The following is a 23,892-nucleotide window of genomic DNA, read 5'->3' as shown; positions in this document are numbered from 1 at the left end:
ACGAGATGTGGGAGGAGTTGCGGCCCCTGGGCCGCGACTCCTCCTCCGGGGGCTACCGCCGTTACGCCTGGACCGGCGCCGACGCCGACTGCCGCGCGTGGTTCCGGGCCCAGGCCGAGGCCCGCGGTCTCGCCTACGAACTGGACCGCAACGGCAACCAGTGGGCCTGGCTCGGCGCCACCGGCCCCCAGGACGTGGCCCCCGGCGACGCTGTCGTCACCGGCTCCCACCTGGACTCCGTACCGGACGGCGGCGCCTTCGACGGCCCGCTCGGCGTCGTCTCCTCCTTCGCCGCCCTGGACGAACTCCGCCGCAGGGGAGTGGAGTTCGGCAGGCCGCTGGCGATCGTCAACTTCGGCGACGAGGAGGGCGCCCGCTTCGGCCTGGCCTGCGTCGGCTCCCGGCTCTCCGCCGGGGCGCTGACCACCGAGGCCGCGCACCGGCTGCGCGACGGCGACGGCATCACCCTCCCGCAGGCCATGGAGCGCGCGGGCTACGACCCCGACGCCCTCGGCCCGGATCCCGAACGGCTCGCCCGGATCGGCGCGTTCGTCGAACTCCACGTCGAGCAGGGGCGCGCCCTCGACCTGTCCGGCGACCCGGTGGGCATCGCCTCCGCCATCTGGCCGCACGGCCGCTGGCGGTTCGACTTCCGCGGCGAGGCCAACCATGCCGGCACCACCCGCCTGGAGGACCGCCGCGACCCGATGCTCAGCTACGCCGCGACCGTGCTCGCCGCGCGGGAACAGGCCCGGCTGGCCGGCGCCCTGGCCACCTTCGGGAAGATCAGCGTGGAGCCGAACGGCGTCAATGCCATCCCCTCGCTGGTGCGCGGCTGGCTGGACTCCCGGGCGCCCGACCAGGACACCCTGGACACCGTGATCACCGGGATCGAGCAGGCCGCCACCGAGCGCGCCGCCCGCGACGGCGTGGACCTGAGCGTCGTCCGCGAATCCTTCACGCCCGTCGTGGAGTTCCAGCACGCCCTGCGGGACGAGCTGAGCGCGATCCTCGGCAAGGCGCGGGAGCGGGCCGTGCCCGTGCTGGGCACCGGAGCCGGGCACGACGCCGGTATTTTGTCCGGGACCGTCCCCACCGCCATGCTGTTCGTCCGCAACCCCACCGGGGTGTCGCACTCACCCGCCGAAACGGCGGACGAGGACGACTGCGCCGCCGGGGTCACCGCACTCGCCGACGTACTGGAGGGGCTCGCGTGCCGCTGACGACGCAGGCAACACCGACGACGTACTGGCTCGAACACGCCTGGCTCGGCACGCATGTCGAGCCGGGCGTGGCTGTGGATGTCGCGGACGGGCGGATCACGTCCGTCCGCACGGGGGCCGACACCCCGCCGCCCGGCGCCACCACGCTGCGCGGCCTGACCCTGCCCGGCCTCGCCAACGCCCACTCGCACGCCTTCCACCGCGCCCTGCGCGCCACCGTCCAGGTCGGCACCGGCACCTTCTGGACCTGGCGCGAGGTCATGTACAGCGTCGCCGACAAGCTCACCCCGGACTCCTATTACGCCCTCGCCCGCGCCGTCTACGCCGAGATGGCGCTGGCCGGCATCACCTGCGTCGGCGAATTCCACTACCTCCACCACGCGCCCGGCGGCACCCGCTACCGCGACCCCAACGCCATGGGCGAGGCGCTGCTCGCGGCCGCCGCCGACGCCGGAATCCGCATCACCCTCCTCGACACCGCCTATCTCTCGGCCGGCTTCGGCGCTCCGCCCAACCAGCACCAGCTGCGCTTCTCCGACGGCACCGCCGAGAGCTGGGCCCAGCGCGCCGACGCCCTCAAGGACGGCCATGAGCACGCACGGATCGGCGCCGCCATCCACTCCGTGCGCGCCGTGCCCGCCGCCCAGCTCGCCACCGTCGCCGAGTGGGCCCGCGGTCGGCAGGCTCCCCTGCACGTCCACCTCTCGGAGCAGACCGCCGAGAACGACGCCTGCCGCGACGCCCACGGCCGGACCCCCACCCAACTGCTGTCCGAGCACGGGGTGCTGGGCCCGCGGACCACGGCCGTGCACGCCACCCACCTCACCGGCGAGGACATCGAGCTGCTGGGCGACTCCCGCACCGGCGTCTGCATGTGTCCCACCACCGAACGCGACCTGGCCGACGGCATCGGCCCGGCCGCCCGCCTCCAGGGCCGTGGCAGCCCGCTGTCCCTCGGCAGCGACAGCCACGCCGTCATCGACCTGCTCGAAGAGGCCCGCGCCATGGAGCTCGACGAACGGCTGCGCACCCGCACCCGCGGGCACTGGACGGCCGCCGCCCTGCTGCGCGCCGCGAGCACCGACGGCCATGCCGCCCTGGGCTGGGAGGACGCCGGCACCCTGGAATCCGGCGCGCTCGCCGACCTCACCACGATCGCACTGGACTCCGTACGCACCGCCGGACCACTGCCCCGGCTGGGCGCCGAGACGGCGGTATTCGCCGCCTCCGCCGCGGACGTGCGACACACCATCGTCGGCGGGCGGCAGATCGTCCGCGACGGCGTGCACACTCTTCTCGCCGACGTACCCACCGCCCTGGCAGAGTCCATCGCCGCCGTACGCGGCTGAAGGAGAATACCCCCGCGATGACGACGACCTCCGCGCCGACCACCGCCATCACCCACATCGCCCAGCTCGTCACCAACGACCCCTCCCTCGGTGAAGGCCCCCTCGGTCTGATCCAGGACGCCGCGGTCGTCATCGACGGCGACCGCATCGCCTGGGTCGGTGCATCCAGCAAAGCACCCGCCACTGACAACGCCGTCGACGCCGGCGGCCGGGCAGGCATCCCCGGCTTCGTCGACTCCCACTCCCACCTGGTCTTCGCCGGCGACCGCACCGCGGAGTTCAACGCCCGGATGTCCGGCCGCCCTTACTCCGCCGGCGGCATCCGCACCACTGTCGCCGCCACCCGCGCCGCCTCCGACGAGGCCCTGCACGCCAACGTCGCCCGCTACCTCGCCGAGGCGCTCCGCCAGGGCACCACCACCCAGGAGACCAAGTCCGGCTACGGCCTCACCGTGGAGGACGAGGCCCGCGCGCTGCGCATCGCCGCCGCGCACACCGACGAGGTCACCTTCCTCGGCGCGCACATCGTCTCGCCCGACTACGCCGACGACCCGGCCGGCTACGTCGACCTCGTCACCGGCCCGATGCTGGACGCCTGCGCCCCGCACGCCCGCTGGGTCGACGTCTTCTGCGAGAAGGGCGCCTTCGACGGCGACCAGGCCCGTGCCGTCCTCACCGCGGGCAAGGCCAGGGGCCTGGTGCCGCGGGTGCACGCCAACCAGCTCGGCCACGGCCCCGGCGTCCAGCTGGCCGTCGAACTCGGCGCGGCCTCCGCCGACCACTGCACCCACCTCAGCGCCGCCGACATCGACGCCCTGGCCCAGTCCGACACGGTCGCCACCCTGCTCCCCGGCGCCGAGTTCTCCACCCGTGCCCGGTGGCCCGACGCCCGCCCGCTGCTCGACGCGGGCGCCACCGTCGCGCTGTCCACCGACTGCAACCCGGGCTCGTCCTTTACGAGTTCGATGCCGTTCTGCATCGCGCTCGCCGTCCGTGACATGGGGATGACCCCCGACGAGGCGGTGTGGTCGGCGACCGCGGGCGGCGCCCGTGCCCTGCGCCGTACGGACGTCGGCCGGATCGCCCCCGGCGCCCGCGCCGACCTGGCCCTGCTGGACGCGCCCTCGCACGTCCATCTCGCCTACCGGCCCGGTGTCCCGCTCGTCTCGGCCGTGTGGCACAAGGGCGTGCTGGTCTGACGGGCCCCACCGGACGGCCTGACGGCTACCGGTGTGCCCCGGCCACGCGAAGGAGGGCCCGTCCCGAACAACTCCGGGGCAGGCCCTCCTTCGCGCGGGCGGCCGCCGGTCGCGGACGACCGGCAGTGACCGCGGTTCCTCACTCGTCGATCATCAGACCCTTGCGGAGCCGTCCGAGGGTGCGCGAGAGCAGACGGGAGACGTGCATCTGGGAGATGCCCAGCTCCTCGCCGATCTCGGACTGCGTCATGTTGGCGACGAAGCGCAGCGAGAGGATCTTCCGGTCGCGCGGCGGGAGTTCGGCGATCAGCGGCTTGAGGGATTCCACGTACTCGATGCCTTCGAGGCCGTGGTCCTCGTAGCCGATGCGGTCGGCCAGCGCGCCTTCGCTGTCGTCCTCCTCGGGCTGGGCGTCCAGCGAGCTCGCGGTGTACGCGTTGCTCGCGGCCATGCCCTCGACGACCTCGTCACGGCTGATGTCGAGGCGCGCGGCGAGTTCGTGCACCGTCGGCGCGCGGTCCAGCTTCTGCGCGAGCTCGTCGCCCGCCTTGGCGAGGTCCAGCCGCAGTTCCTGCAGCCGCCTCGGTACGCGCACCGACCAGCTGGTGTCGCGGAAGAAACGCTTGATCTCGCCGATGATGGTCGGCATCGCGAACGTCGGGAACTCGACGCCACGGCTGAGTTCGAAGCGGTCGATCGCCTTGATCAGGCCGATCGTGCCGACCTGGACGATGTCCTCCATGGGCTCGCTGCGGGAACGGAACCGGGAGGCCGCGAACTTCACCAGGGCGAGATTGAGCTCGACCAGCGTGTTACGGACGTACGCGAATTCGTGGGTGCCTTCTTCGAGGTTCTCGAGCCGCTCGAAGAGGGTCTTGGACAGAGCCCTCGCGTCCACCGGCCCCACCTCGTCGAACGGCGGGATCTCGGGCAGAGCGTCGATCTCAGTCTCTTCTGCCAGGTCTGATTCGGCAGGGAGCAGCTGGGAAGGGATAAGCCCGGTCGGGTCGGACGGGGGTGTCGACGAAGCGGGCTGCCGGTGGTCGTCGGTACGCAATTCGTCGAGCCGGGGTGACATGGTCTCCTCCATCGTTCTCGGCATATGGCTGCCGATGCCTCTACACAGAAGCTGCGGTGTGCGGCGCCTCCAAAGCCGGCCGTGTTGGATGTGTGCTTCTACGCCTACCTGGCTTTGCGTGAAGATGGCAAGTGCGCGTTGTCCGTATATTGGGCTATATGCGGATTGTTCCGGCTACCGGCGGGCGTCGGGAGGGCGTAGGGTTCGACAAGCGCAGTCGTAAGCAAACAGTCGTCTAGACAGCAATGAGGGGTGCGCACGCATGGACCGCGGGACGGTCGGCAGTGCAAGCCGGGGCCGGCTTCATGTCGAGATCCGCCATCACGGCGCCAGCGCGGTGGTGACGGTCGCGGGTGAGCTCGATCACCACACCGCGGATCTGTTGCGTGAATCACTGGAGGGTTGCGTGGACGACGGCTACGCACGCCTCGTAGTGGACTGCTCACCCCTTGAGTTCATGGATTCCACCGGACTCAATGTGCTGCTCGGCGCGCGCCTGAAGGCGGAGGCCGAGGGGGGTGCGGTCCATCTGGCCGGGATGCAGCCCGTGGTTGCCCGGGTTTTCGAGATCACCGGCGCGGAGGCGGTCTTCACGGTGCATGACTCTCTCGACGCGGCTCTGACCGACTGACGTGACGCGGTGTCCGGAACGATGCATTCCGGGCACGTAGTCCGTGTCACAACTTCCGTACTCAAGAAGTGGGTGTTCTCACGGTCCGGTCGGGCAGGAGACATCTGAATCCGTTGAATCAGTCAGCATCTGTTTTCCGTGAACAGGCGAATCGGTGAGGTGAAGCGCTGATGAGCACCACCCGGCCGTACCCGCCGGGCGATCTCGGCCCGGAGCCGGGCAGCGCCGGCGCTTCCGCCGCCTCGGCTGCCGCCACTCCGGCGGGCCAGGTCCGCCGGCTGCGCCTGGCGGGCACCCGAGGCGCCGTGGCGCGCGGCCGTGACTTCGCCCGACAGGCCCTGCACGACTGGGGCTGGCTGCCGGCCGTCGGCGCCGATCAGCGTGCCGCGGCCGAGGATGTGCTGCTCGTCGTCTCCGAACTCGTCACCAACGCCTGTCTGCATGCCGAAGGGCCCGAGGAACTGCGGCTGCGCTGCAGCGCCAAAGTGCTGCACCTCGAGGTCAGTGACCTCGGTACGGGCCAGCCGGCGCCGCGCAGCCCGCACCGCCCGGGCCGCCCCGGAGGCCACGGCATGTTCATCGTGCAGCGCCTGTGCCTGGACTGGGGCGTGGTGCGCAACACCGACGGGACGGGCAAGACCGTCTGGGCGGAGCTCGCGGCGCCGTCCTAGACGCCGGTACGGACGCCGGGAAGTACTGAGCGCGGGCCTGCGGGCTCGCGCTTCGTCGTGTGCGGAACCTGCCGTTCGGGGCCTCCGGGCCGCCCGCTGGAGGCCGGAATTCCCCGTCGCCGCGGGCCCGGAGCCGATCGGGGCTGTGCTGTGCCTTCCCTCGGCACGGTCCCCGGCGTACCTTGAGCGCCCAATCTGATGTGCCGTCAGTAAATTGCGGCGGTGCGCTCATCGGGAGAAGGGGAACACGAGGTGGCCCGCTTCCACGAACAGCACGGCAGGCGCCCGGGCCGGGCCGCCGGCCTCGCCGCGGCGGCGGCGCTGACGGCGGGGGCCGCGGTGATGCTCACCGCCCCGGCCGCCCACGCCGAGGTCGTCGACGTCAACTACCAGTGCAGAACGCCCATCGGCAACAAGGGCGCGGTCTCGCCCATCGACATCAGGAGCACCCCGAGCGGCGGGGGGTACAAGCTCGTGATGTCGTTCCAGAAGGGCGTCTCCGCCAGCCCCGTCGAGCTGGGCAAGGGAGCGATGAAGCCGAGCGCGCTGATCAGCCTCGGTGGTGCACAGAGCGGTACGGTGCCGGTCGCCGGGCCGCCCAACGACAAGGCCATTCCGGCCAACACCCCCATCAAGATCAGCGACTTGAGCGGGACGTACACGCCCAAGGGCAGCGGCAAGGTCACCTTCACGGCGGGCACGCTCACCATCAAGGCGCTGGGCACCACCACCACCTGCACACCGAGCAACCACCCCAAGCCCTCGCTGACCCTGGACGTGAAGGGAACCGGCGGTTCCGGCGGGAGCCAGGAAGGCGGTTCCGCCACGGGCGGCGGTTCCTCGGGCGCGCAGCTGCCGCAGACCGGACCCGCGGACTCCGCCGTGGCGCTGGGCACCCTCGGCGGCACGGTGCTGCTGGCCGGTGCGGCCGGTGTGCTCTGGCTGACCCGGCGCCACCAGCGGGCCTGACGGCCGCGCGGGGCGCCAGGACCCACGCAGCGGTGCCCCGTTCTCCGTACGCCTCCGTGCCGCACGCGGAGGCACCCCCTCGCACCAGCAGGAGCCGCCGATGCCGTTCCGTCCCCGCACAGCGGTCGGCGGTGCGATCCTCGCCACCGCCGCCGTGCTGCTGTGTCCCGCCGCGGCCGTGGCCCGGCCGGCCGCCGCGCCGGCGCCACCGGGCTGGTCCGCCGCGCCCGCACCAGGGGCCGGCGCCGCCCCGCGCGACCAGGACCGCCCGTTCTTCTACCTGGAGGGCGCACCGGGGACCGTCCTGGCCGACCGGCTGTCCCTGAGCAACCCCACCGGCCGCACCGTCGCCGTACGGCTGCGCGGCTCGGGCTCCGGCGCCGGGGCCTGGCTCACGCTCGCCTCGAAGGAGGTGCGGATCCCGCCGCGTACCAGGGCGAGCGTCCCGTTCACGGTGACCGTCCCGCGCGACGCGGTCCCCGGCGACCGCTCCGGCGCGCTCCTGGCCACCGGCCGGACGGGCGGGCGGGCGGCCGTACCGCTTCATCTGCGGGTGACGGGGCCGGTGTTGTCCGCGCTGACCGTCGAGAAGGTGTCGGTGCGTGCCGCGGGCGGGTCGGCGGTCATCCGGTTCACGCTGGTCAACCGCGGTAATACGGTGCTCAGGCCGCGGATCGCGGTGCGCGCGGACGGGCTCTTCGGCCCGGTGCTGCGGCGGGCCGCCCGTGCGCTGCCGTCCGCACTGGCGCCCGGCCGGGCGGTCGACCTGACGGAGACCTGGCACGGTCCGCCCGCTCTGGACGCGGTGGAGGTCCGGCTCACGGCGACCGCGGCGGGCGGTGCCCACGGGGCCGCCACCGCCTCGTACACCGCGGTCCCCTGGGGCGTCCTCGCCGCCCCGGCGCTGCTGCTCGCGGCGGGCGCGGGCGGGCTGGTGGCCGTACGCCGGCGACGCCGCGGCGCGGGGCGGGGCGGGGCTCGGGGCGAGCAGGCCGCCCAGGTTACGGACGGCGGGGCGCGGCCGTCCGGGGGCGACGCGGCGGATGTGGCGGCCGAACTGGCGGGCACGGGGCCGGGAGCGCGCGGGTGAACGGCCGGACGGGGGAGGGGCGGACGGTGGTCAGGACCCCGGCCCGCGCCGCAACGCCCCGACGCCGCGTACGGGGGCGGGCGGTGGCGGCGCTCGCCCTGTGCGCCGCGCTGGCGCCGGGGCTGTTGACGGCCGCCGCCGGGGCTCAGGCCGCCCCCCGGGCCGTCGCCCACGCCGCCGCCGACGGCAAGCCCGTCGTCCAGCTCTCCGCCAAGGAGGCGGGCAAGGGCGGCAGCCTCACCGTGACCGGCCACGGCTGGCGCCCCAAGGCGCTGCTCACGCTGCTGATCTGCGGACAGAACATGATCGGCGGCAGCAATTCCTGCGCCAACGGTGACGGACGGGCCACCACCACCGATGCCCACGGCGCCTTCCGCAGGAAGCTGCCGGTCGCCGAGCCGCCCACGCCCTGCCCCTGTGTGGTGCATGTGGCGACGGTGACCGGTGCGGCGGCCGCGGCGGATGCCCCCTTCACGGTGGCGGGCCACCCGGTGGCGCCGCTGCCCCGGGAGACCACCGGCGGCCGGCTGGCGGTGCTCGCCCAGCCGCGGCTGGCGGGCAGCAGCGGGCTGCTGACCTGGTTCGGCGCCCCGGCGCAGCGCGAACTGACCGTCACCGTCGGCAATCTGGGCCCGGCGCCGGCCCGGGACCCGCTCTTCCGGGTCGGTACCTCGCACGGCGTCTTCGCCCCCAAGTGGGAGGAGCAGCAGTGGCGGGGCACGATCCCCGCCGGGAAGAAGGCGCAGATCAGGCTGCCGGTCGAGCTGCCGGCCGGCGCGCACGGGGACTATCTGGTCTCCCTCGCCTACGGCGGCCGGACCCTGGTCGAGCAGCCCTGGGGGGTCGGCCGGCCCTGGGGCGTGACGCTCTTCTGGGTGCTGCTCTGCGGGGTGATCCCGACGGCGGTGTTCCGCATCGGGATGGCGCTCGTGGACCGGGTACGTCCGCATCGGACGGACCGGACCCGCAGGCGCTCCACCGGCCGCGGCCACGCCGCCGGCCGGCCGCCCGGCACCCGCACCCGCACCAAGGACCGCACCGCGCACGACGGCTCCACGGACGGCCCCGGTACGCCGGGCGACTCCGGCGGGCTGCCGTGGTTCACCCCGGACACCGCACCGTCCACCACCACATCAACCGAACGACCGACGTCGAAAGGTTCTGCGTGATGAGGCAACGGAGGAGAGCGGCGGTGGCCTCGGCGGCCGCGCTGATGCTCGCGGGGGCGGGCATCATGACCGCGGCCGGGACCGCCCAGGCAGCGGAGGTGTCGTACAAGACGGAGTGTCTGCCGCCGCCGATATCGGGGCTGCCGCCGATCGAGGGCACCACGAAGGTCGCGGTCAGCGCGCCGGCGACGGCCAAGGTGGGCGACGAGATCGAGGTGGTCTGGAAGACGGTCGAGGGCGCCTCCAAGAACCCCGACATCCTCGATCTGGGGGAGAACACCGTCCAGCCGACCGGCACGATCAAGGTGGCCGGGGCACAGACCGGCGATCTGGCGATGCAGGGGCCGCGGCAGAATCCGCCCATCCCCAAGGGCGGCGCGATGAAGCTGTCCGACATGAAGGGCAAGCTGAAGCTGACGAAGGCCGGCGAGGTCACCCTGGCGCCCGGCTTCTACAACATCAACGTCAACAAGCCGATCTCGACGGACACCAAGTGCTCGCCCAAGGAGACGGTGAAGCCCGCGGTCACCATCAAGGTCACCGACGGCGGGGGCGGTTCCGGCGGCACGACCGGAGGGACCACGTCCGGCACGACGACCGGCACGACGGGCGGCTCCACGACCGGCACGACGGGCGGGACCACGGCCGGGACCTCCGGCGGGACCACGGCCGGGAGTTCAAGCGGTACGACGTCCGGCACCTCCGGCGGTGCGACCTCGGGCAGCACGGCCGGCGGCAGCACATCCGGCGGCAGTACGACCGGCGGTTCCGGCGGCGACCCCGACGGCACCGCGTACAAGGGCAAGGAGGTGCAGGTCCCGTACGCCTGCAAGACGCCGATCGGGGACAAGAAGGCGACCTCGCCGGTCCAGATCAACGCCGTGAAGAAGAGCGGCAGTTACGGCCTGACGGTGAAGTTCGCCAAGTCCGTGATGGACAGCCCGGCGGACATCCCCAAGGGTTCCGTCAAGCCGTCGATGGACGTCAAGGTGGGGGGCGCGGACAAGGGGTCGGTGAAGGTCGCGGGGCCGGCGAACGCCGCGCCCATCAAGTCGGGCCAGCCGATCGCGATCCCCGATCTGACGGGCACCTACAAGCCGGGCGCCACCGGCAAGGCCACGCTGACCCCGGGTGTGCTCACCGTCAACGCCCTCGGGACGACCACCACCTGCACCCCGGAGAAGGACCCGGGGGCCTCGCTCACCCTGGACACCTCGGCACAGCAGGGCGGCACCTCCGGTGGCGCCTCGGGTGGTGCGACGGTCTCCGGAGGCGGTACGGCGGGTTCGGCCGGTGCCTCGGGCGGCAGCGGCAGCAGTGGCGGCCTCGCCGAGACCGGCGCGAGTGAGCACGGCGGGCTGACGGCGCTCGGCCTCCTCGCCGGGACCGCCATCCTGCTGGGCGGGGCGGTCTTCACGTTCCTGCCGCGGCGCCGGGCACGCATCCGCTGACGCGGCACGTCCACGGGACGCACGAAGGGGGCGTCGCACCGGCACGGTGCGACGCCCCCTTCCGCTGTCCGGGGCAGGGGCAGGCGTCAGTTGACGCTGCCCATCAGCTCCTTGACCCGCTTGCGGTACATCCAGATGCCGACGCCGGCGACGACCGCGAGGGCGGCCTCGACGGCGACCGAGACCGAGTTGTTCAGGTCGACGTTCAGCTGCGGCGACGTCAGCAGACCGGACACGGAGTCGCCCGCGGTGACCGCGAGGAACCAGACACCCATCATCTGGGAGCTGTACTTGGCGGGCGCCATCTTCGTGGTGACCGACAGGCCGACCGGAGAGAGGCACAGCTCACCGATGGTCTGGATGAAGTAGACCGCCACCAGCCACATCGGGCTGACCTTGCCGCCGTGGGCGGCGGTGTCGAGCAGCGGGATGAGGAAGACGACGAAGGAGATGCCGATCAGGGTGAGGCTGGACGCGAACTTGACGGCGGTGCTGGGCTCCTTGCCGCGCTTGTTCAGCCACAGCCACGCCGAGGCGACCAGCGGGGCCAGCGCCATGATGAAGACCGGGTTCAGCGACTGGTACCAGGACGTCGGGAAGTGGAATCCCAGCAGGTCGTTCGTCGTGGAGTTCTCGCCGAAGATCGACAGCGTCGAGCCGTTCTGGTCGTAGATCATCCAGAAGACGGCGGCGACCACGAAGAACCAGATGTAGCCCGAGAGCTTGGACTGCTCGACTTCCGTGACCTCCTTGTCGCGCTTCATGCGGATCAGGACCGCGATCGGGATGACCAGACCGGCGATGGTGATCGGCATCAGCGCCCAGTCGGCGAAGTTACCGCTCACGCCGAGCAGGGTGTAGAACACGGCCGCGACGGCCAGCCAGATCAGGCCCTTGCGCAGCACGGACGCCTTCTCCTCCGGCGTCGCGGGCTGGGCGACGACGTTGCTCTCCGGGCTGAGGTGGCGGGTGCCGAGCATGAACTGGGCGAGGCCGAGCGCCATGCCGACGGCGGCAAGCGTGAAGCCGAGGTGCCAGTTGACGTTCTCGCCGACGGTGCCGATGGACAGCGGGGCCAGGAACGCGCCGAGGTTGATGCCGATGTAGAAGAGCGTGAAGCCACCGTCACGGCGCGGGTCCTCCGGGCCGTTGTAGAGGTGGCCCACCATCGTGGAGATGTTGGCCTTCAGCAGGCCGGAGCCGAGCGCGACCAGTACGAGACCGGCGAAGAAGGTGGCCGCGGTGGGCAGGGCGAGCGTGATGTGGCCCGCGATGACGACTCCGGCGCCGATCGCGACCGTCTTGCGCGGCCCCCAGAAGCGGTCGGCCATCCAGCCGCCGGGCATCGCGAGCAGGTAGACCATCGCCATGTACACCGAGTAGATCGCCGTGGCCGTAGTGGCCTGCATATGCATGCCGCCGGGCGCGATCAGGTACAGGGGGAGGAGGGCCTTCATGCCGTAGAAGCTGAAGCGCTCCCACATCTCGGTCATGAAGAGAGTGGCCAGTCCGCGGGGGTGGCCGAAGAAGGTTTTGCCGCCGTCCGCAGGGTTCCCCTGCTGGGCCGCGTCCTTCGTCAGGCTGGACGCCATAGAAGCTTCCTTGCTGCTACGGGACGCGTTCGCAGGCGATACGCGCCCGGGTCGGGGGGATGACCGGCACCGGCGTAGCCCCGTCCGCCCCCACGTCCGGGAGGTTCGGCTCCCCGCAAGGAGCCGGCAGGACGGTCGTACCCCGGAATCCACGCCCCCCGTAGTGCAAGCGCGCGGCGGACCCGGTCGGCAGGTCGATCACTGTGTATCAGGGCCGGTGGTCCCGGCCCGGGACACAACGAGGGACCGATGACGTCGGTTGAGCGTCAAAGGTCCCGAGGGTTGTGCGATGGACGTCGAACCACCATACGTCTGGTTACCGGCCCGTTGGGCTGCGTGAGACAACGGTCACACCCATCTCGGGAACTATGAGCGCCCCTCGGGACGCCCGCGCGCCCTCGCGCGCGCCCGGGCTTGCGCAGCTCACAGCGCCAAAGGCGCGGGAACGGGTCCGCCGTCGGCCATCCGCGCTGGTCCGCCCCTCGCTACGGATACATCGGACTACCATCGGCCCATGACCCGTGTACTGCTCGCCGAGGATGACGCGTCCATCTCGGAGCCGCTCGCCCGCGCACTGCGCCGCGAGGGTTACGAAGTCGAGGTGCGCGAGGACGGCCCGACGGCGCTCGACGCCGGTCTCCAGGGCAATATCGACCTCGTCGTCCTGGACCTGGGACTGCCCGGCATGGACGGCCTGGAGGTCGCCCGCCGGCTGCGCAACGAAGGCCATTCCTTCCCCGTCCTGGTGCTGACCGCCCGCGCCGATGAGGTGGACACCGTCGTGGGCCTGGACGCCGGCGCCGACGACTACGTCACCAAGCCCTTCCGGCTCGCCGAACTCCTCGCCCGCGTACGGGCCCTGCTGCGCCGCGGCTCCACCGCCGAGCCCCAGCAGCCGCCGGCCACCCACGGCGTACGGATCGACGTCGAGTCGCACCGCGCCTGGATGGGCGAGGAGGAACTCCAGCTCACGGCGAAGGAGTTCGATCTGCTGCGGGTCCTGGTGCGGGACGCCGGCCGGGTCGTCACCCGTGACCAGCTGATGCGCGAGGTCTGGGACACCACGTGGTGGTCGTCCACCAAGACGCTCGACATGCACATCTCCTGGCTGCGCAAGAAGCTCGGGGACGACGCCGCCAATCCCCGCTACATCGCCACCGTCCGCGGAGTCGGTTTCCGCTTCGAGAAGAGCTAGGGGCCCGTGCGCCGCCGCCTGATCAACTCCACGCTCGCCGTGGTGCTCGTCGTGATCGCCGTCTTCGGCGTCTCGCTGGTGATCGTCGAGACCCGCACCATCCAGTCCGGCGCGCAGGAGAGCGTGGCGTCGGAGGCGGTGCGGCTGGTCGGGATAGTGGAGAGCCGGCTGGGCAGCGGCGAGAAGATCACCCCGGGCATCCTCTCCGAGCAGATCACCGCCAAGCGGCACGCCGAGATCAAGGTGCCCGGCAAGGCACCGATCGAGATCGGGCACCGCCCCTCGGGCGATGTCATCGCCTCGACGGTGCGCGGCGACCGCGGGGAGTCCGTCACCGTCCAGGAGTCCCGCTCCACGGTCAGCGCGGAGATCGGCCGCACACTGCTCGTCATTCTGGCCGTGGCGCTGCTGGCGATCATCGCCGCCGTCATCCTGGCCATCCGCCAGGGCCGCCGGCTGACCGCGCCGCTGACCGACCTCGCGGAGACCGCCGAACGCCTCGGCTCCGGCGACCCCCGCCCGCGCCACCGCCGCTACGGCGTGCAGGAGCTGGACCGGGTCGCCGATGTGCTGGACGCCAGTGCCGAGCGGATCGCCCGGATGCTGACCGCCGAGCGGCGGCTGGCCGCGGACGCCTCCCACCAGCTGCGGACCCCGCTGACCGCGCTGTCCATGCGGCTGGAGGAGATCACCCTCACCGATGATCCGGACACCGTGAAGGAAGAGGCCACCATCGCGCTGGCGCAGGTGGAGCGGCTGACGGACGTCGTCCAGCGGCTGCTGACCAATTCCCGCGACCCGCGCAGCGGCTCCGCGGTCGCCTTCGATCTGGACGAGGTGGTCAAGCAGCAGATCGAGGAGTGGCGGCCGGCCTACCGCAGCGCGGGACGGGCCATCGTGCGCTCCGGCAAGAAGGGCTTGCGGGCCGTGGGCACGCCGGGTGCGGTTGCCCAGGTGATGGCCACCCTCATCGAGAACTCGCTGATGCACGGCGACGGAACGGTCGCGCTGCGTACCCGCGTCACCGGCAACCAGGCGGTCGTCGAGGTCACCGACGCCGGTCCCGGCGTCCCGCCCGACCTGGGCTCCCGGGTCTTCGAGCGGACCGTCTCCGGCCGCAACTCCACGGGGCTGGGGCTGGCCGTCGCCCGCGATCTGGCCGAGGCGGACGGCGGGCGGCTCGAACTGCTCCAGCAGCATCCGCCGGTCTTCGCGCTGTTCCTGGCCCGGGAGCAGGAGCTCACCGACGAATAGGGCCCGCGGCCCGGGCTACCTCCGCGAGGCGCTGCGCGGTCGCGGCGAGTCGTCGGCGAGGAAGGACTCGGCGGTCTCCACGGCCTTGCGGGCGGGCAGCGCCCGGAAGACCCAGGTGCGGTAGGACCAGAAGCGGAAGAGCGTGGCGACGGCGATGCCGAGGAACTTGAAGACGTTGCTCTGCAGCGGGGAGTCCCAGTCGAAGCCGTAGGTCGCGATGTAGAGCACACCGTTCTCGATGACCAGGCCGACGACGCTGAACAGCAGGAAGAGCGTCAGTTCCTTCGTGCGGCCCTGCTTGTCGCGGTCACGGTAGGTGAAGTAGCGGTAACCGAGATAGTTGGTGCCGGTCGCCACGACGGTCGCCACGATGCTGGCCCGCACGACGGGCACCTCGGTCAGATGCCGTACGAGGTTGAACACCGCGAAGTTGACCACGACGCCCGCGCCGCCGACCGCACCGAACTTCACCAGTTCCCGGGTGAGCGCCTCCAGCCGTGACCGCAGTGCGCTCCGTTCACTCATGGTGATCGTTCAGCTCCCCGTCGTGGGCGGTGTCCGCGGCCGTCAACGCTGGTCCGCTCCCTCATGCTAACCACCGGTCGACGGCGGTGCTTGCCGCCCGGCAACTCCGTGCGCAAGCCCCTGCGGATGTGGGGGTCAGCCCACGGTCACCCGGAAGTTGAGGCTGCGGGCGCCCGCCTCGTCGGCCGCTGCGGTGCCGCAGCGCCGGCAGCGCAGCAGCCGTAAGTCCGTACGGCCCGGGCGGACGGCCCGGAAGCCGAGGCGGCGGACGGGGCCCGAGCCGGCCCGTGCGCCGCCGGGGACCACCCGGGAGCCGGTGGCCCGCAGGACGGCCGGGTCGGGGCGGGGCTCGGCGATGATCCAGCGGTAGCCGTCGGTGCCCTCGTCGTCGACCTGCACGCTGAAGCGGTCACCGGGGGAGACCGCGATCTCGGTGTCGTCGGCGTCATAGATCCGCGGCGCGGACAGCTGGCTGAAAACGGAGTGCAGGGCGATGAGCAGTGCGGCGATCGCGACCGCGATCACCAGCGTCCTCGTGCCCCTGGTTATGCCGCTGTTCTCCATCCGGCCTCCCCCTCGCCGGGCCCGCTCCGGGCGCCGGCCGTGCCCGCCGGCCCGGGAGTCGGGGCAGGCGGCGGTCCTCTGTCGGCGATCTTCGAACGTGCGAACTCAGAGGATCATCCAAGCCGGGGTCCGGGCCGCGGCGCCGTACGGATACCCTGGGGGCGTGACGTTCCCGGTAGTCGGCATGGTCGGCGGCGGTCAGCTCGCCCGTATGACCCACGAGGCGGGTATCCCCCTCGGCATCAGATTCAAGCTCCTCAGTGACACTCCGCAGGACTCGGCGGCTCAGGTGGTCGGTGATGTCGTCATCGGCGACTACCGAGATCTGGACACGCTGCGTGCCTTCGCGCGTGGCTGCGATGTGATCACCTTCGATCACGAGCACGTTCCCACCGAGCATTTGCGGGCCCTGGAGGCCGACGGGATCCCCGTCCGGCCCGGCCCCGATGCGCTGGTGCACGCCCAGGACAAGGGGGTGATGCGGGCGAAACTGGACGCGATCGGCGTGCCCTGTCCACGCCACCGCATCGTCTTCGACCCCGCGGACGTCGAGCGCTTCGCGGCGGAGCTCGGTGGCGGGCAGGCGCCGGACGGCTTCCCGGTGATCCTCAAGACCGTCCGCGGGGGCTATGACGGCAAGGGCGTCTGGGTCGTGCGATCCTCCAAGGAGGCCGCCGAACCGTTCCGCGCCGGGGTACCCGTCCTCGCGGAGGAAAAGGTCGATTTCGTACGCGAACTGGCGGCCAACATCGTCCGCTCCCCGCACGGCCAGGCCGTGGCCTACCCGGTCGTGGAGTCCATCCAGGTCGACGGGGTCTGCGACACCGTGATCGCGCCGGCGCCCGGCCTCGACGAGGAACTCGCCGGCCAGGCCCAGCAGCTGGCGCTGCGGATCGCCCAGGAGCTGGGCGTCGTCGGCCATCTGGCGGTCGAGCTCTTCGAGACCGCCGACGGCCGGATCCTGGTCAACGAGCTCGCCATGCGCCCGCACAATTCCGGCCACTGGACCCAGGACGGCGCGATCACCTCGCAGTTCGCCAACCATGTCCGTGCCGTGCTCGACCTCCCGCTCGGCGATCCGCGCCCGCGCGCCCGCTGGACGGTCATGGCCAATGTGCTCGGCGGCGACTACCCCGACATGTACTACGCGTACCTCCATTGCATGGCGCGGGACCCGCAGTTGAAGATCCATATGTACGGCAAGGACGTGAAGCCCGGCCGTAAGGTCGGACACGTCAACACCTACGGCGACGACCTGGCCGACGTGCGCGAGCGCGCCGCTCATGCCGCCGGCTACCTGCGAGGAACGATCACCGAATGACGTCCAGCCCGTCGCCCGACGCCCGCCCCGCACCGACCGCCGACACTCCCTCGCCCGAGGCGGCCGGCGCCCCGCTCATCGGCATCGTGATGGGCTCCGACTCCGACTGGCCCGTCATGGAGGCCGCCGCCCAGGCCCTCGACGAGTTCGAGATCCCCTACGAGGTCGATGTCGTCTCGGCACACCGCATGCCGCGCGAGATGATCGCGTACGGCGAGGAGGCGGCCGGCCGCGGGCTGAAGGCGATCATCGCGGGCGCCGGCGGCGCGGCCCACCTCCCCGGAATGCTCGCCTCCGTCACCCCGCTCCCGGTCATCGGCGTCCCCGTGCCGCTCAAGTACCTGGACGGCATGGACTCCCTCCTGTCCATCGTGCAGATGCCGGCCGGCGTCCCGGTCGCCACCGTCTCGGTCGGCGGCGCCCGCAACGCCGGGCTGCTCGCCGCCCGGATCCTCGCCACTACGGACGCCGAACTCCTCGGCCGGATGCGGGAGTTCCAGCAGGAGCTGAACGACCAGGCCACCGAGAAGGGCAAGCGGCTGCGCAACAAGGTCGCCACCCCGGGCGGCTTCGGCTTCGGAGGCGCCCGGTGAGCTCGTCCCGGGAGGCCGCACGGGATCTGCTCGCCCGCTGGCCCGTCGTCGACGGCCACAACGACCTGCCCTGGGCGCTGCGTGAGCAGGTCCGCTACGACCTCGACCGGCGCGACATCGCCACCGACCAGTCCGCGCATCTGCACACCGATCTGCCGCGGCTGCGGGCCGGCGGCGTCGGCGCACAGTTCTGGTCGGTGTACGTCCGTGCCGACTACGCGGGCGACAAGGCCGTCAGCGCCACCCTCGAACAGATCGACGTGGTCCGGGAGCTGGTCGCCCGCTACCCCGGTGAGCTGCGCCTGGCACTGACCGCCGACGACATGGAGGCGGCCCGCGCCGAGGGCCGGATCGCGTCCCTCATGGGCGCCGAGGGCGGCCACTCCATCCACAACTCGCTGGCCACCCTGCGCGCACTGCACCGCCTGGGTGTGCGCTATATGACGCTCACCCACAACGACACCATCGACTGGGCCGACTCCGCGACCGACGAGCCGCGCCACAACGGACTGTCGGCCTTCGGTGAGGAGGTCGTCCGGGAGATGAACCGCTGCGGGATGCTGGTCGACCTCTCGCACGTCTCGGCCGACACGATGCGCGATGCGCTGCGGGTCAGCACCGCACCTGTGATCTTCTCGCACTCCTCCGCCCGCGCCGTCTGCGACCACCCGCGCAACATCCCCGACGACGTGCTGGCCCAGCTGCCCGCCAACGGCGGGGTCGCGATGGCCACCTTCGTGCCGAAGTTCGTACTGCCCGCAGCCGTCGAGTGGACCCAGCGCGCCGACGAGAACATGCGGGCGCACGGGCTGCACCACCTCGACACCACCGAGGAGGGCATGCGCGTCCATCGCGCCTTCGAGGCCGCCCACCCGCGGCCGAAGGCCACCGTGGCGACCGTCGCCGACCACCTCGACCACATGCGGGATGTCGCCGGCGTCGACCACCTCGGCATCGGCGGGGACTTCGACGGCACCGCGTTTACGCCCGACGGCCTGGCCGACGTTGCGGGCTACCCGAACCTGATCGCCGAGCTGTTGGACCGCCAGTGGTCCGAGTCGGACGTGGCCAAGCTCACTTGGCAGAACGCGGTGCGCGCGTTGCGCGCGGCGGAGGACGTGGCGCGCGCCGAGCGGCAGCGACGCGGGCCGTCCCACGCAGTGATCTGACGCCGTACGTTGTCGGCTGGCCCGCCGTGGTGGTTTTTCGCCGTTGCGCTTTGCGGCGCCGCCGCACGTTGTCGGCTGGCCCGCCGCGGGTGTTTGTCGCCGTTGCGCCTGCGGCGGGCTGGTTGCCGCTGCGCTGGCTGTTCGGCTGCGGGACCGGCCCTCCGGACTCCGTCCTGCGGTCCGCCCCCTCCCGTTGGGGGTGGAAGAAGACCGGTGGGGGCGAGCCTCATCCCTCGACTGCACGCAGTTGAGGGCCGGGGCCCGCCCCCACCGGCCTCTTCCCACCCACTACGGGAGGGGCCGCGCCGCAGGACGAAGTCCGGAGGAGCGGCACCGCACCCGACAAACCACGCCCGCCGCAGGCGCAACGGCGAAACGCCACCACGGCGGGCCAGCCGACAACGTGCGGCGGCGCCGCAAAGCGCAACGGCGACAAACCCTCACGGCGGGAAAGACAAAAACGTGCGGCGGCGCCGCAAAGCGCAGCGTCACGGCGGGAGAGCCGACAACGTAGGGGGTCAGGCGCTCGGGCGCCCAAGCGCCCGGTACGTCCAGCCGGCCTTGCGCCACAGCGCAGGGTCAAGCGCATTGCGGCCGTCCAGGATGTGGCGTTCGGCGACGACCTCGCCCAGGCTGGCGGGGTCGAGTTCGCGGAACTCGCGCCACTCCGTGAGGTGGAGCACGACGTCGGCGCCGCGTACGGCGTCCAGGGCGGTGTCGGCGTACCTCAGCGTCGGGAAGACGCGCTGCGCGTTCTCCATGCCCTTCGGGTCGTAGACCGTCACCTGGCCGCCCTGGAGGTGGATCTGGCCGGCGACGTTGAGCGCGGGGGAGTCGCGGACGTCGTCCGAGTCCGGCTTGAAGGTCGCGCCCAGTACGGCGACCCGCTTGCCCAGGAAGCCGCCGCCGACCGCGTCCCGGGTCAGCTCGACCATGTGGCCGCGGCGCCGCATGTTGATCGAGTCGATCTCGCGCAGGAACGTCAGCGCCTGGTCGGCGCCCAGTTCACCGGCGCGCGCCATGAAGGCCCGCAGGTCCTTGGGCAGGCAGCCGCCGCCGAAGCCGATGCCGGCCCGCAGGAACTTCTTGCCGATCCGCTCGTCGTGCCCGATGGCCTCGGCGAGCTTCACCACATCGCCGTTGGCCGCCTCGCAGACCTCCGCCATCGCATTGATGAAGGAGATCTTCGTCGCCAGGAAGGAGTTGGCGGAGGTCTTCACCAGCTCGGACGTCGGGTAGTCCATGACGATGAAGGGGGAGCCCTCGGCGAGGGGTGTGGCGTACACCTCACGCAGCAGTTGTTCGCCCCGCTCACCGGCCACACCCACCACGATCCGGTCCGGGTGCAGGGTGTCCTGGACGGCGAACCCCTCGCGCAGGAACTCCGGGTTCCAGGCCAGCTCGACCGCCGCGCCGGCCGGGGCGGCCGCGGCCAGCCGCTCGGCGAGCCGGGCCGCGCTGCCCACCGGCACCGTCGACTTGCCGACCACCAGGGCGGGCCGGGTCAGATGCGGAGCCAGCGCGTCGAAGGCGCTCTCCACGTACGACATGTCACAGGCGTACTCGCCGTGCTTCTGCGGGGTGTTCACGCAGATGAAGTGCACATCGCCGAAGGCGCCGGCCTCCTCGTAGGAGGTGGTGAAGCGCAGCCGTCCGCTCGACCCCTCGATCCCGGCGACATGGCGGCCCAGCAGCTCCTCCAGGCCGGGCTCGTACATCGGGACCTCGCCCCGCTGCAGCATCTCGATCTTCTCGGGGACCACATCGAGCCCCAGCACCTCGAAGCCCAGCTCGGCCATGGCCGCGGCGTGGGTGGCGCCGAGGTAGCCGGTGCCGATCACTGTGATCTTGAGGGCCATGGATGCTCCAAACAAGCGGGGCGGCGCGGGCGCCGGCATTCAGGGTGGTGGTCGGTGTGCGGGCGGGCAGGAAAATGGCGCTGACCGAGCATAGTCGGGCGCGGATGGGCCCACTCCAGCCGCTCGCCCCCGCTCCGTGCGTCACTGTCGGCAACCTCACGTATCCGCAGCCGGGATCCGGCGCCTAGAATCCGGAGAGGTAACGGGTTACTTAACGGTAATTAGCACTTGCAGTCAGCTCTCAGGGGAGTGAGAAACCTTGGCGGGAACCGCTGATTTCGATCTGTACCGGCCATCCGAGGAGCACGACATGCTCCGCGAGTCGGTGCGCTCGCTCGCCGAGGCGAAGATCGCGCCGTTCGCCGCCGCGGTGGACGAGGAGGCCCGCTTCCCGCAGGAGGCGCTCGACGCGCTGGTCGCCAACGACCTGCACGCCGTCCACGTCCCGGAGGCCTACGGCGGCGCCGGCGCCGATGCGCTGGCGACCGTCATCGTCATCGAGGAGGTCGCCCGTGTCTGTGCCTCCTCCTCCCTCATCCCGGCGGTCAACAAGCTCGGCTCGCTGCCGGTGATCCTCTCCGGCTCCGAGGAGCTGAAGGCGAAGTACCTGGGCCCGCTGGCCAAGGGCGACGCGATGTTCTCGTACTGCCTGAGCGAGCCGGACGCCGGCTCCGACGCGGCGGGGATGAAGACCAAGGCCGTCCGCGACGGCGACCACTACGTCCTCAACGGCGTCAAGCGCTGGATCACCAACGCCGGTGTCAGCGAGTACTACACGGTGATGGCCGTCACCGACCCCGAGAAGCGCTCCAGGGGCATCTCGGCCTTCGTCGTCGAGAAGGGCGACGAGGGCGTCTCCTTCGGCGCTCCGGAGAAGAAGCTCGGCATCAAGGGCTCCCCGACCCGCGAGGTCTACCTCGACAACGTCCGGATCCCCGCCGACCGCATGATCGGCGCCGAGGGCACCGGCTTCGCCACCGCCATGAAGACCCTGGACCACACCCGCATCACCATCGCGGCCCAGGCGCTCGGCATCGCCCAGGGGGCCCTGGACTACGCCAAGGGCTACGTCCAGGAGCGCAAGCAGTTCGGCAAGCCGATCGGCGACTTCCAGGGCGTGCAGTTCATGCTCGCCGACATGGCCATGAAGGTGGAGGCGGCCCGTCAGCTCACCTACGCCGCGGCCGCCCGCTCCGAGCGGATATCCGCGGGCGGCAAGGGCGAGGACCTGACGTTCTTCGGCGCCGCGGCCAAGTGCTACGCCTCGGACGCCGCCATGGAGATCACCACGGACGCCGTCCAGCTGCTCGGCGGCTACGGCTACACCCGTGACTACCCCTGCGAGCGGATGATGCGCGACGCCAAGATCACCCAGATCTACGAGGGCACCAACCAGGTCCAGCGGATCGTGATGGCGCGCAACCTGCCGCAGTAGTAGGGGCAGTAGAACGGCATACGGCGAGGGGCCCGGACCGCAGCGGCGGTCCGGGCCCCTCGTGTGTCGGGCGGCCGTGCGTCAGTTGCCGCTGACCGTGACCTTCTCGTCGTTGTTCAGCTGCTGGACCAGCTTCGGGAGCTTGGCCTTGTCCCAGACCAGGTTGCCGCCGGTGGAGCCGGAGATGGGCATGTTCATCGACTTGCCGTCGCCGCCGGTGACGCCCTTCATCGCGAAGAACATGCTGCCGAGGTCGAACAGGTTCATGTCCTTGTCGACGATGAGGGTGTCCAGGCCGGCGCTCATCGTCGGGTAGAGCTTGAAGGGGTTGAGCACGGTGCCGGGGGTGGCCGTCTGGCTCGCCAGGGTCGCCAGGAACTTCTGCTGGTTCTTCGTCCGGTCCAGGTCCTGGCCGGCGAAGGCGTGCCGGGTGCGGACGAAGGCGAGCGCCTGCTGGCCGTTGAGCGTCTGCTTGCCGGCCGGGAAGTCGGCGCCGGAGTTCTTGTCCTTGAACGCCTTGGGGATGTCCATCTCGACGCCGCCGATGGCGTCCACGATGTTGGCGAAGCCGGCGAAGCCGATCTCGACGTAGTGGTCGATGTGCAGCTTGGTGTTGTACTCGACGGTGCGCACCAGCAGCTCCGGGCCGTCCTCGGCGTAGGCCGCGTTGAGCTTGGTGTGCCGCCCCGTGCCCGGGTACTTCTTGCCGGAGTCCGAGCCGACGAACGACGGTATCTCGACGTCCGAGTCACGCGGCAGGGATATCAGCGTCGGGCCGTTGCTGCCGTCGTGCAGGATCATCATCGAGTCGGTGCGCTTGCCCTCGGCGGAGCCGGTGTGCAGCTTCTGCTTCTCCGCGGCGGACATGCCCTCACGGCTGTCCGAGCCGACGATCAGGTAGTTGGTGCCGTCGCCCGCCTCCGGCCGGTCGATGACCTTGCTCAGGTCCACCTGGCGGCGGAGCTTGCCGTCGGCCCAGAAGTAGGTGGCGACCGAGGCCACCGCGAGCACCGCGACCAGGGTGATCACGGTCCACTTGATGCGCCGGCCCCAGCGCGGCCGCGGCCGCCCGGCACGGCCGTAGTCGTAGTCGTCGCCGCGACGGCCCCCGCCACCGCCGCCGCCGTAGACCTCGCCGGTGTTGTAGCCGCTGTCGTATGCGTCGTCGTAGCCCTGGGACTGCTGCGGCGGCACGGTCGCGCCCCTGTGCGGGGACATCGACGGCGGCAGCGGCGGCTCGTGCCGCTGGTAGCCGGGGGCCGCGTCGCGCCGTACCTGGGGCATGGCGCGCGCACCCTCCGGCTCGGCGTTGCCGCTGCCGTATCCGTACCGGTTGCCGCTCTGGTCGCCGGACCACCCATTGGGCCACTCATTCATACGGGGAAGTGTGCACGCCGCGGCGGGGTGCTCCATAGAGCGGGTGCCGGATCGGGCCAGGGCTGTTGCAGAGCTGATGCAAAGCCACGGCGGCCTTGCGCCGCATTCCGGAAGGGGTCGTCACCTTCCCGACCTGGGATAACGGAAGACCGTATTCCGGTTTGTATCCGGCAGCGAT

Annotated in this window: 21 protein-coding genes; 15 read left to right on the top strand and 6 right to left on the bottom strand. The window is 71.5% G+C overall.

What is annotated here, in order from left to right; all coding sequences use genetic code 11:
• Positions 1 to 5: 5 nt before the first annotated feature.
• Genes BKA18_RS14420 through hutI form a run of 3 tightly spaced genes read left to right on the top strand, consistent with a single transcriptional unit; the run spans position 6 to position 3,771 of the window.
• Positions 6 to 1,223, top strand: a complete 1,218-nt coding sequence (locus BKA18_RS14420) for an allantoate amidohydrolase (protein WP_366048037.1) — start codon at positions 6 to 8, stop codon at positions 1,221 to 1,223.
• Positions 1,214 to 2,572, top strand: a complete 1,359-nt coding sequence (locus tag BKA18_RS14415; protein ID WP_366047995.1) for a formimidoylglutamate deiminase — start codon at positions 1,214 to 1,216, stop codon at positions 2,570 to 2,572. Before BKA18_RS14420 ends, BKA18_RS14415 begins: the two co-directional genes overlap by 10 nt.
• 17 nt (positions 2,573 to 2,589) lie before the next feature.
• Positions 2,590 to 3,771, top strand: a complete 1,182-nt coding sequence (gene hutI, locus BKA18_RS14410; RefSeq protein WP_366047994.1) for an imidazolonepropionase — start codon at positions 2,590 to 2,592, stop codon at positions 3,769 to 3,771.
• Positions 3,772 to 3,910: 139 nt separating this feature from the next.
• On the opposite strand, the gene BKA18_RS14405 is transcribed toward hutI, so the two are convergent.
• Entirely contained in the window at positions 3,911 to 4,849 is a 939-nt protein-coding gene (locus BKA18_RS14405) for an RNA polymerase sigma factor SigF (RefSeq protein WP_006605201.1), read from the bottom strand.
• A gap of 262 nt (positions 4,850 to 5,111) precedes the next feature.
• Between BKA18_RS14405 and BKA18_RS14400 the strand changes: the two genes are divergently transcribed.
• The 6 genes from BKA18_RS14400 (at position 5,112) to BKA18_RS14375 (ending at position 10,830) form a co-directional block, all read left to right on the top strand.
• Positions 5,112 to 5,480 carry an STAS domain-containing protein gene (locus tag BKA18_RS14400; protein ID WP_006605202.1) on the top strand — a complete coding sequence of 123 codons (369 nt, stop codon included), beginning with the start codon at positions 5,112 to 5,114 and terminating at the stop codon, positions 5,478 to 5,480.
• Positions 5,481 to 5,650: 170 nt separating this feature from the next.
• Positions 5,651 to 6,151, top strand: a complete 501-nt coding sequence (locus BKA18_RS14395; protein WP_147249288.1) for an ATP-binding protein — start codon at positions 5,651 to 5,653, stop codon at positions 6,149 to 6,151.
• A gap of 252 nt (positions 6,152 to 6,403) precedes the next feature.
• Positions 6,404 to 7,120 carry an LPXTG cell wall anchor domain-containing protein gene (locus tag BKA18_RS14390; RefSeq protein WP_366048036.1) on the top strand — a complete coding sequence of 239 codons (717 nt, stop codon included), beginning with the start codon at positions 6,404 to 6,406 and terminating at the stop codon, positions 7,118 to 7,120.
• A 100-nt stretch (positions 7,121 to 7,220) separates the two neighbouring features.
• Positions 7,221 to 8,210: a COG1470 family protein gene (locus BKA18_RS14385; RefSeq protein ID WP_366047993.1), complete on the top strand. Its 990-nt coding sequence runs from the start codon at positions 7,221 to 7,223 to the stop codon at positions 8,208 to 8,210.
• A gap of 26 nt (positions 8,211 to 8,236) precedes the next feature.
• The gene (locus BKA18_RS14380) at positions 8,237 to 9,379 is read left to right on the top strand and encodes a hypothetical protein (RefSeq protein WP_429638325.1); all 1,143 of its coding nucleotides are present in this window, start codon (positions 8,237 to 8,239) and stop codon (positions 9,377 to 9,379) included.
• Positions 9,379 to 10,830 carry a hypothetical protein gene (locus BKA18_RS14375; protein WP_366047992.1) on the top strand — a complete coding sequence of 484 codons (1,452 nt, stop codon included), beginning with the start codon at positions 9,379 to 9,381 and terminating at the stop codon, positions 10,828 to 10,830. The genes BKA18_RS14380 and BKA18_RS14375 overlap by 1 nt, the downstream gene beginning before the upstream one ends.
• 86 nt (positions 10,831 to 10,916) lie before the next feature.
• Here BKA18_RS14375 and BKA18_RS14370 read toward each other — a convergent pair whose 3' ends face one another.
• Positions 10,917 to 12,422 (bottom strand): peptide MFS transporter, encoded by a 1,506-nt coding sequence (locus tag BKA18_RS14370; RefSeq protein ID WP_366047991.1) that lies wholly within the window; start codon positions 12,420 to 12,422, stop codon positions 10,917 to 10,919.
• Between the two features lie 514 nt (positions 12,423 to 12,936).
• Here BKA18_RS14370 and BKA18_RS14365 point away from each other — a divergent pair.
• Both BKA18_RS14365 and BKA18_RS14360 read left to right on the top strand, forming a co-directional pair.
• Positions 12,937 to 13,617, top strand: a complete 681-nt coding sequence (locus BKA18_RS14365; RefSeq protein WP_006605209.1) for a response regulator transcription factor — start codon at positions 12,937 to 12,939, stop codon at positions 13,615 to 13,617.
• A gap of 6 nt (positions 13,618 to 13,623) precedes the next feature.
• Positions 13,624 to 14,871 carry an ATP-binding protein gene (locus tag BKA18_RS14360; protein ID WP_006605210.1) on the top strand — a complete coding sequence of 416 codons (1,248 nt, stop codon included), beginning with the start codon at positions 13,624 to 13,626 and terminating at the stop codon, positions 14,869 to 14,871.
• Between the two features lie 15 nt (positions 14,872 to 14,886).
• Here the strand turns inward: BKA18_RS14360 and BKA18_RS14355 are convergent, their stop codons facing one another.
• Complete coding sequence (locus BKA18_RS14355; protein WP_006605211.1) at positions 14,887 to 15,396, bottom strand: GtrA family protein; 510 nt, start codon at positions 15,394 to 15,396, stop codon at positions 14,887 to 14,889.
• Between the two features lie 135 nt (positions 15,397 to 15,531).
• Positions 15,532 to 15,960, bottom strand: a complete 429-nt coding sequence (locus BKA18_RS14350) for a protease inhibitor I42 family protein (protein WP_366047990.1) — start codon at positions 15,958 to 15,960, stop codon at positions 15,532 to 15,534.
• Between the two features lie 184 nt (positions 15,961 to 16,144).
• Here BKA18_RS14350 and BKA18_RS14345 point away from each other — a divergent pair, with 184 nt between their 5' ends.
• From BKA18_RS14345 to BKA18_RS14335, 3 genes are read left to right on the top strand one after another with little or no spacing between them, the layout of a single operon-like run.
• A complete protein-coding gene (locus BKA18_RS14345) occupies positions 16,145 to 17,281 on the top strand; it encodes a 5-(carboxyamino)imidazole ribonucleotide synthase (protein WP_366048034.1) in 1,137 nt (378 codons plus the stop codon).
• Complete coding sequence (purE, locus tag BKA18_RS14340) at positions 17,278 to 17,874, top strand: 5-(carboxyamino)imidazole ribonucleotide mutase (RefSeq protein ID WP_366047989.1); 597 nt, start codon at positions 17,278 to 17,280, stop codon at positions 17,872 to 17,874. The genes BKA18_RS14345 and purE overlap by 4 nt, the downstream gene beginning before the upstream one ends.
• Positions 17,871 to 19,043 carry a dipeptidase gene (locus BKA18_RS14335; RefSeq protein WP_366047988.1) on the top strand — a complete coding sequence of 391 codons (1,173 nt, stop codon included), beginning with the start codon at positions 17,871 to 17,873 and terminating at the stop codon, positions 19,041 to 19,043. Before purE ends, BKA18_RS14335 begins: the two co-directional genes overlap by 4 nt.
• 518 nt (positions 19,044 to 19,561) lie before the next feature.
• Here the strand turns inward: BKA18_RS14335 and BKA18_RS14330 are convergent.
• Positions 19,562 to 20,902 carry a UDP-glucose dehydrogenase family protein gene (locus BKA18_RS14330; RefSeq protein WP_366047987.1) on the bottom strand — a complete coding sequence of 447 codons (1,341 nt, stop codon included), beginning with the start codon at positions 20,900 to 20,902 and terminating at the stop codon, positions 19,562 to 19,564.
• A gap of 259 nt (positions 20,903 to 21,161) precedes the next feature.
• On the opposite strand from BKA18_RS14330, the gene BKA18_RS14325 reads away from it, so the two are divergent.
• Positions 21,162 to 22,337, top strand: coding sequence for an acyl-CoA dehydrogenase family protein (locus tag BKA18_RS14325; protein ID WP_093483540.1), 1,176 nt, complete (start codon positions 21,162 to 21,164; stop codon positions 22,335 to 22,337).
• Between the two features lie 81 nt (positions 22,338 to 22,418).
• Here BKA18_RS14325 and BKA18_RS14320 read toward each other — a convergent pair whose 3' ends face one another.
• Complete coding sequence (locus BKA18_RS14320; RefSeq protein ID WP_366047986.1) at positions 22,419 to 23,714, bottom strand: LCP family protein; 1,296 nt, start codon at positions 23,712 to 23,714, stop codon at positions 22,419 to 22,421.
• Positions 23,715 to 23,892: the final 178 nt, after the last annotated feature.

It is taken from the genome of Streptomyces auratus, assembly GCF_050433025.1.
GTDB lineage: Bacteria > Actinomycetota > Actinomycetes > Streptomycetales > Streptomycetaceae > Streptomyces > Streptomyces sioyaensis.
Note: the sequence above shows the minus strand (reverse complement) of the source record. Positions and strands in the feature narration are given on the sequence as shown.

Coding starts and splice junctions, on each gene's coding strand:
- BKA18_RS14350 (WP_366047990.1), bottom strand. CDS start 15,960: ATGGAGAACAGCGGCATAACCAGGGGCACGAGGACGCTGGTGATCGCG.
- BKA18_RS14370 (WP_366047991.1), bottom strand. CDS start 12,422: ATGGCGTCCAGCCTGACGAAGGACGCGGCCCAGCAGGGGAACCCTGCG.
- purE (WP_366047989.1), top strand. CDS start 17,278: ATGACGTCCAGCCCGTCGCCCGACGCCCGCCCCGCACCGACCGCCGAC.
- BKA18_RS14400 (WP_006605202.1), top strand. CDS start 5,112: ATGGACCGCGGGACGGTCGGCAGTGCAAGCCGGGGCCGGCTTCATGTC.
- BKA18_RS14330 (WP_366047987.1), bottom strand. CDS start 20,902: ATGGCCCTCAAGATCACAGTGATCGGCACCGGCTACCTCGGCGCCACC.
- hutI (WP_366047994.1), top strand. CDS start 2,590: ATGACGACGACCTCCGCGCCGACCACCGCCATCACCCACATCGCCCAG.
- BKA18_RS14355 (WP_006605211.1), bottom strand. CDS start 15,396: ATGAGTGAACGGAGCGCACTGCGGTCACGGCTGGAGGCGCTCACCCGG.
- BKA18_RS14420 (WP_366048037.1), top strand. CDS start 6: ATGTGGGAGGAGTTGCGGCCCCTGGGCCGCGACTCCTCCTCCGGGGGC.
- BKA18_RS14385 (WP_366047993.1), top strand. CDS start 7,221: ATGCCGTTCCGTCCCCGCACAGCGGTCGGCGGTGCGATCCTCGCCACC.
- BKA18_RS14375 (WP_366047992.1), top strand. CDS start 9,379: ATGAGGCAACGGAGGAGAGCGGCGGTGGCCTCGGCGGCCGCGCTGATG.
- BKA18_RS14345 (WP_366048034.1), top strand. CDS start 16,145: ATGGTCGGCGGCGGTCAGCTCGCCCGTATGACCCACGAGGCGGGTATC.
- BKA18_RS14405 (WP_006605201.1), bottom strand. CDS start 4,849: ATGTCACCCCGGCTCGACGAATTGCGTACCGACGACCACCGGCAGCCC.
- BKA18_RS14320 (WP_366047986.1), bottom strand. CDS start 23,714: ATGAATGAGTGGCCCAATGGGTGGTCCGGCGACCAGAGCGGCAACCGG.
- BKA18_RS14365 (WP_006605209.1), top strand. CDS start 12,937: ATGACCCGTGTACTGCTCGCCGAGGATGACGCGTCCATCTCGGAGCCG.
- BKA18_RS14395 (WP_147249288.1), top strand. CDS start 5,651: ATGAGCACCACCCGGCCGTACCCGCCGGGCGATCTCGGCCCGGAGCCG.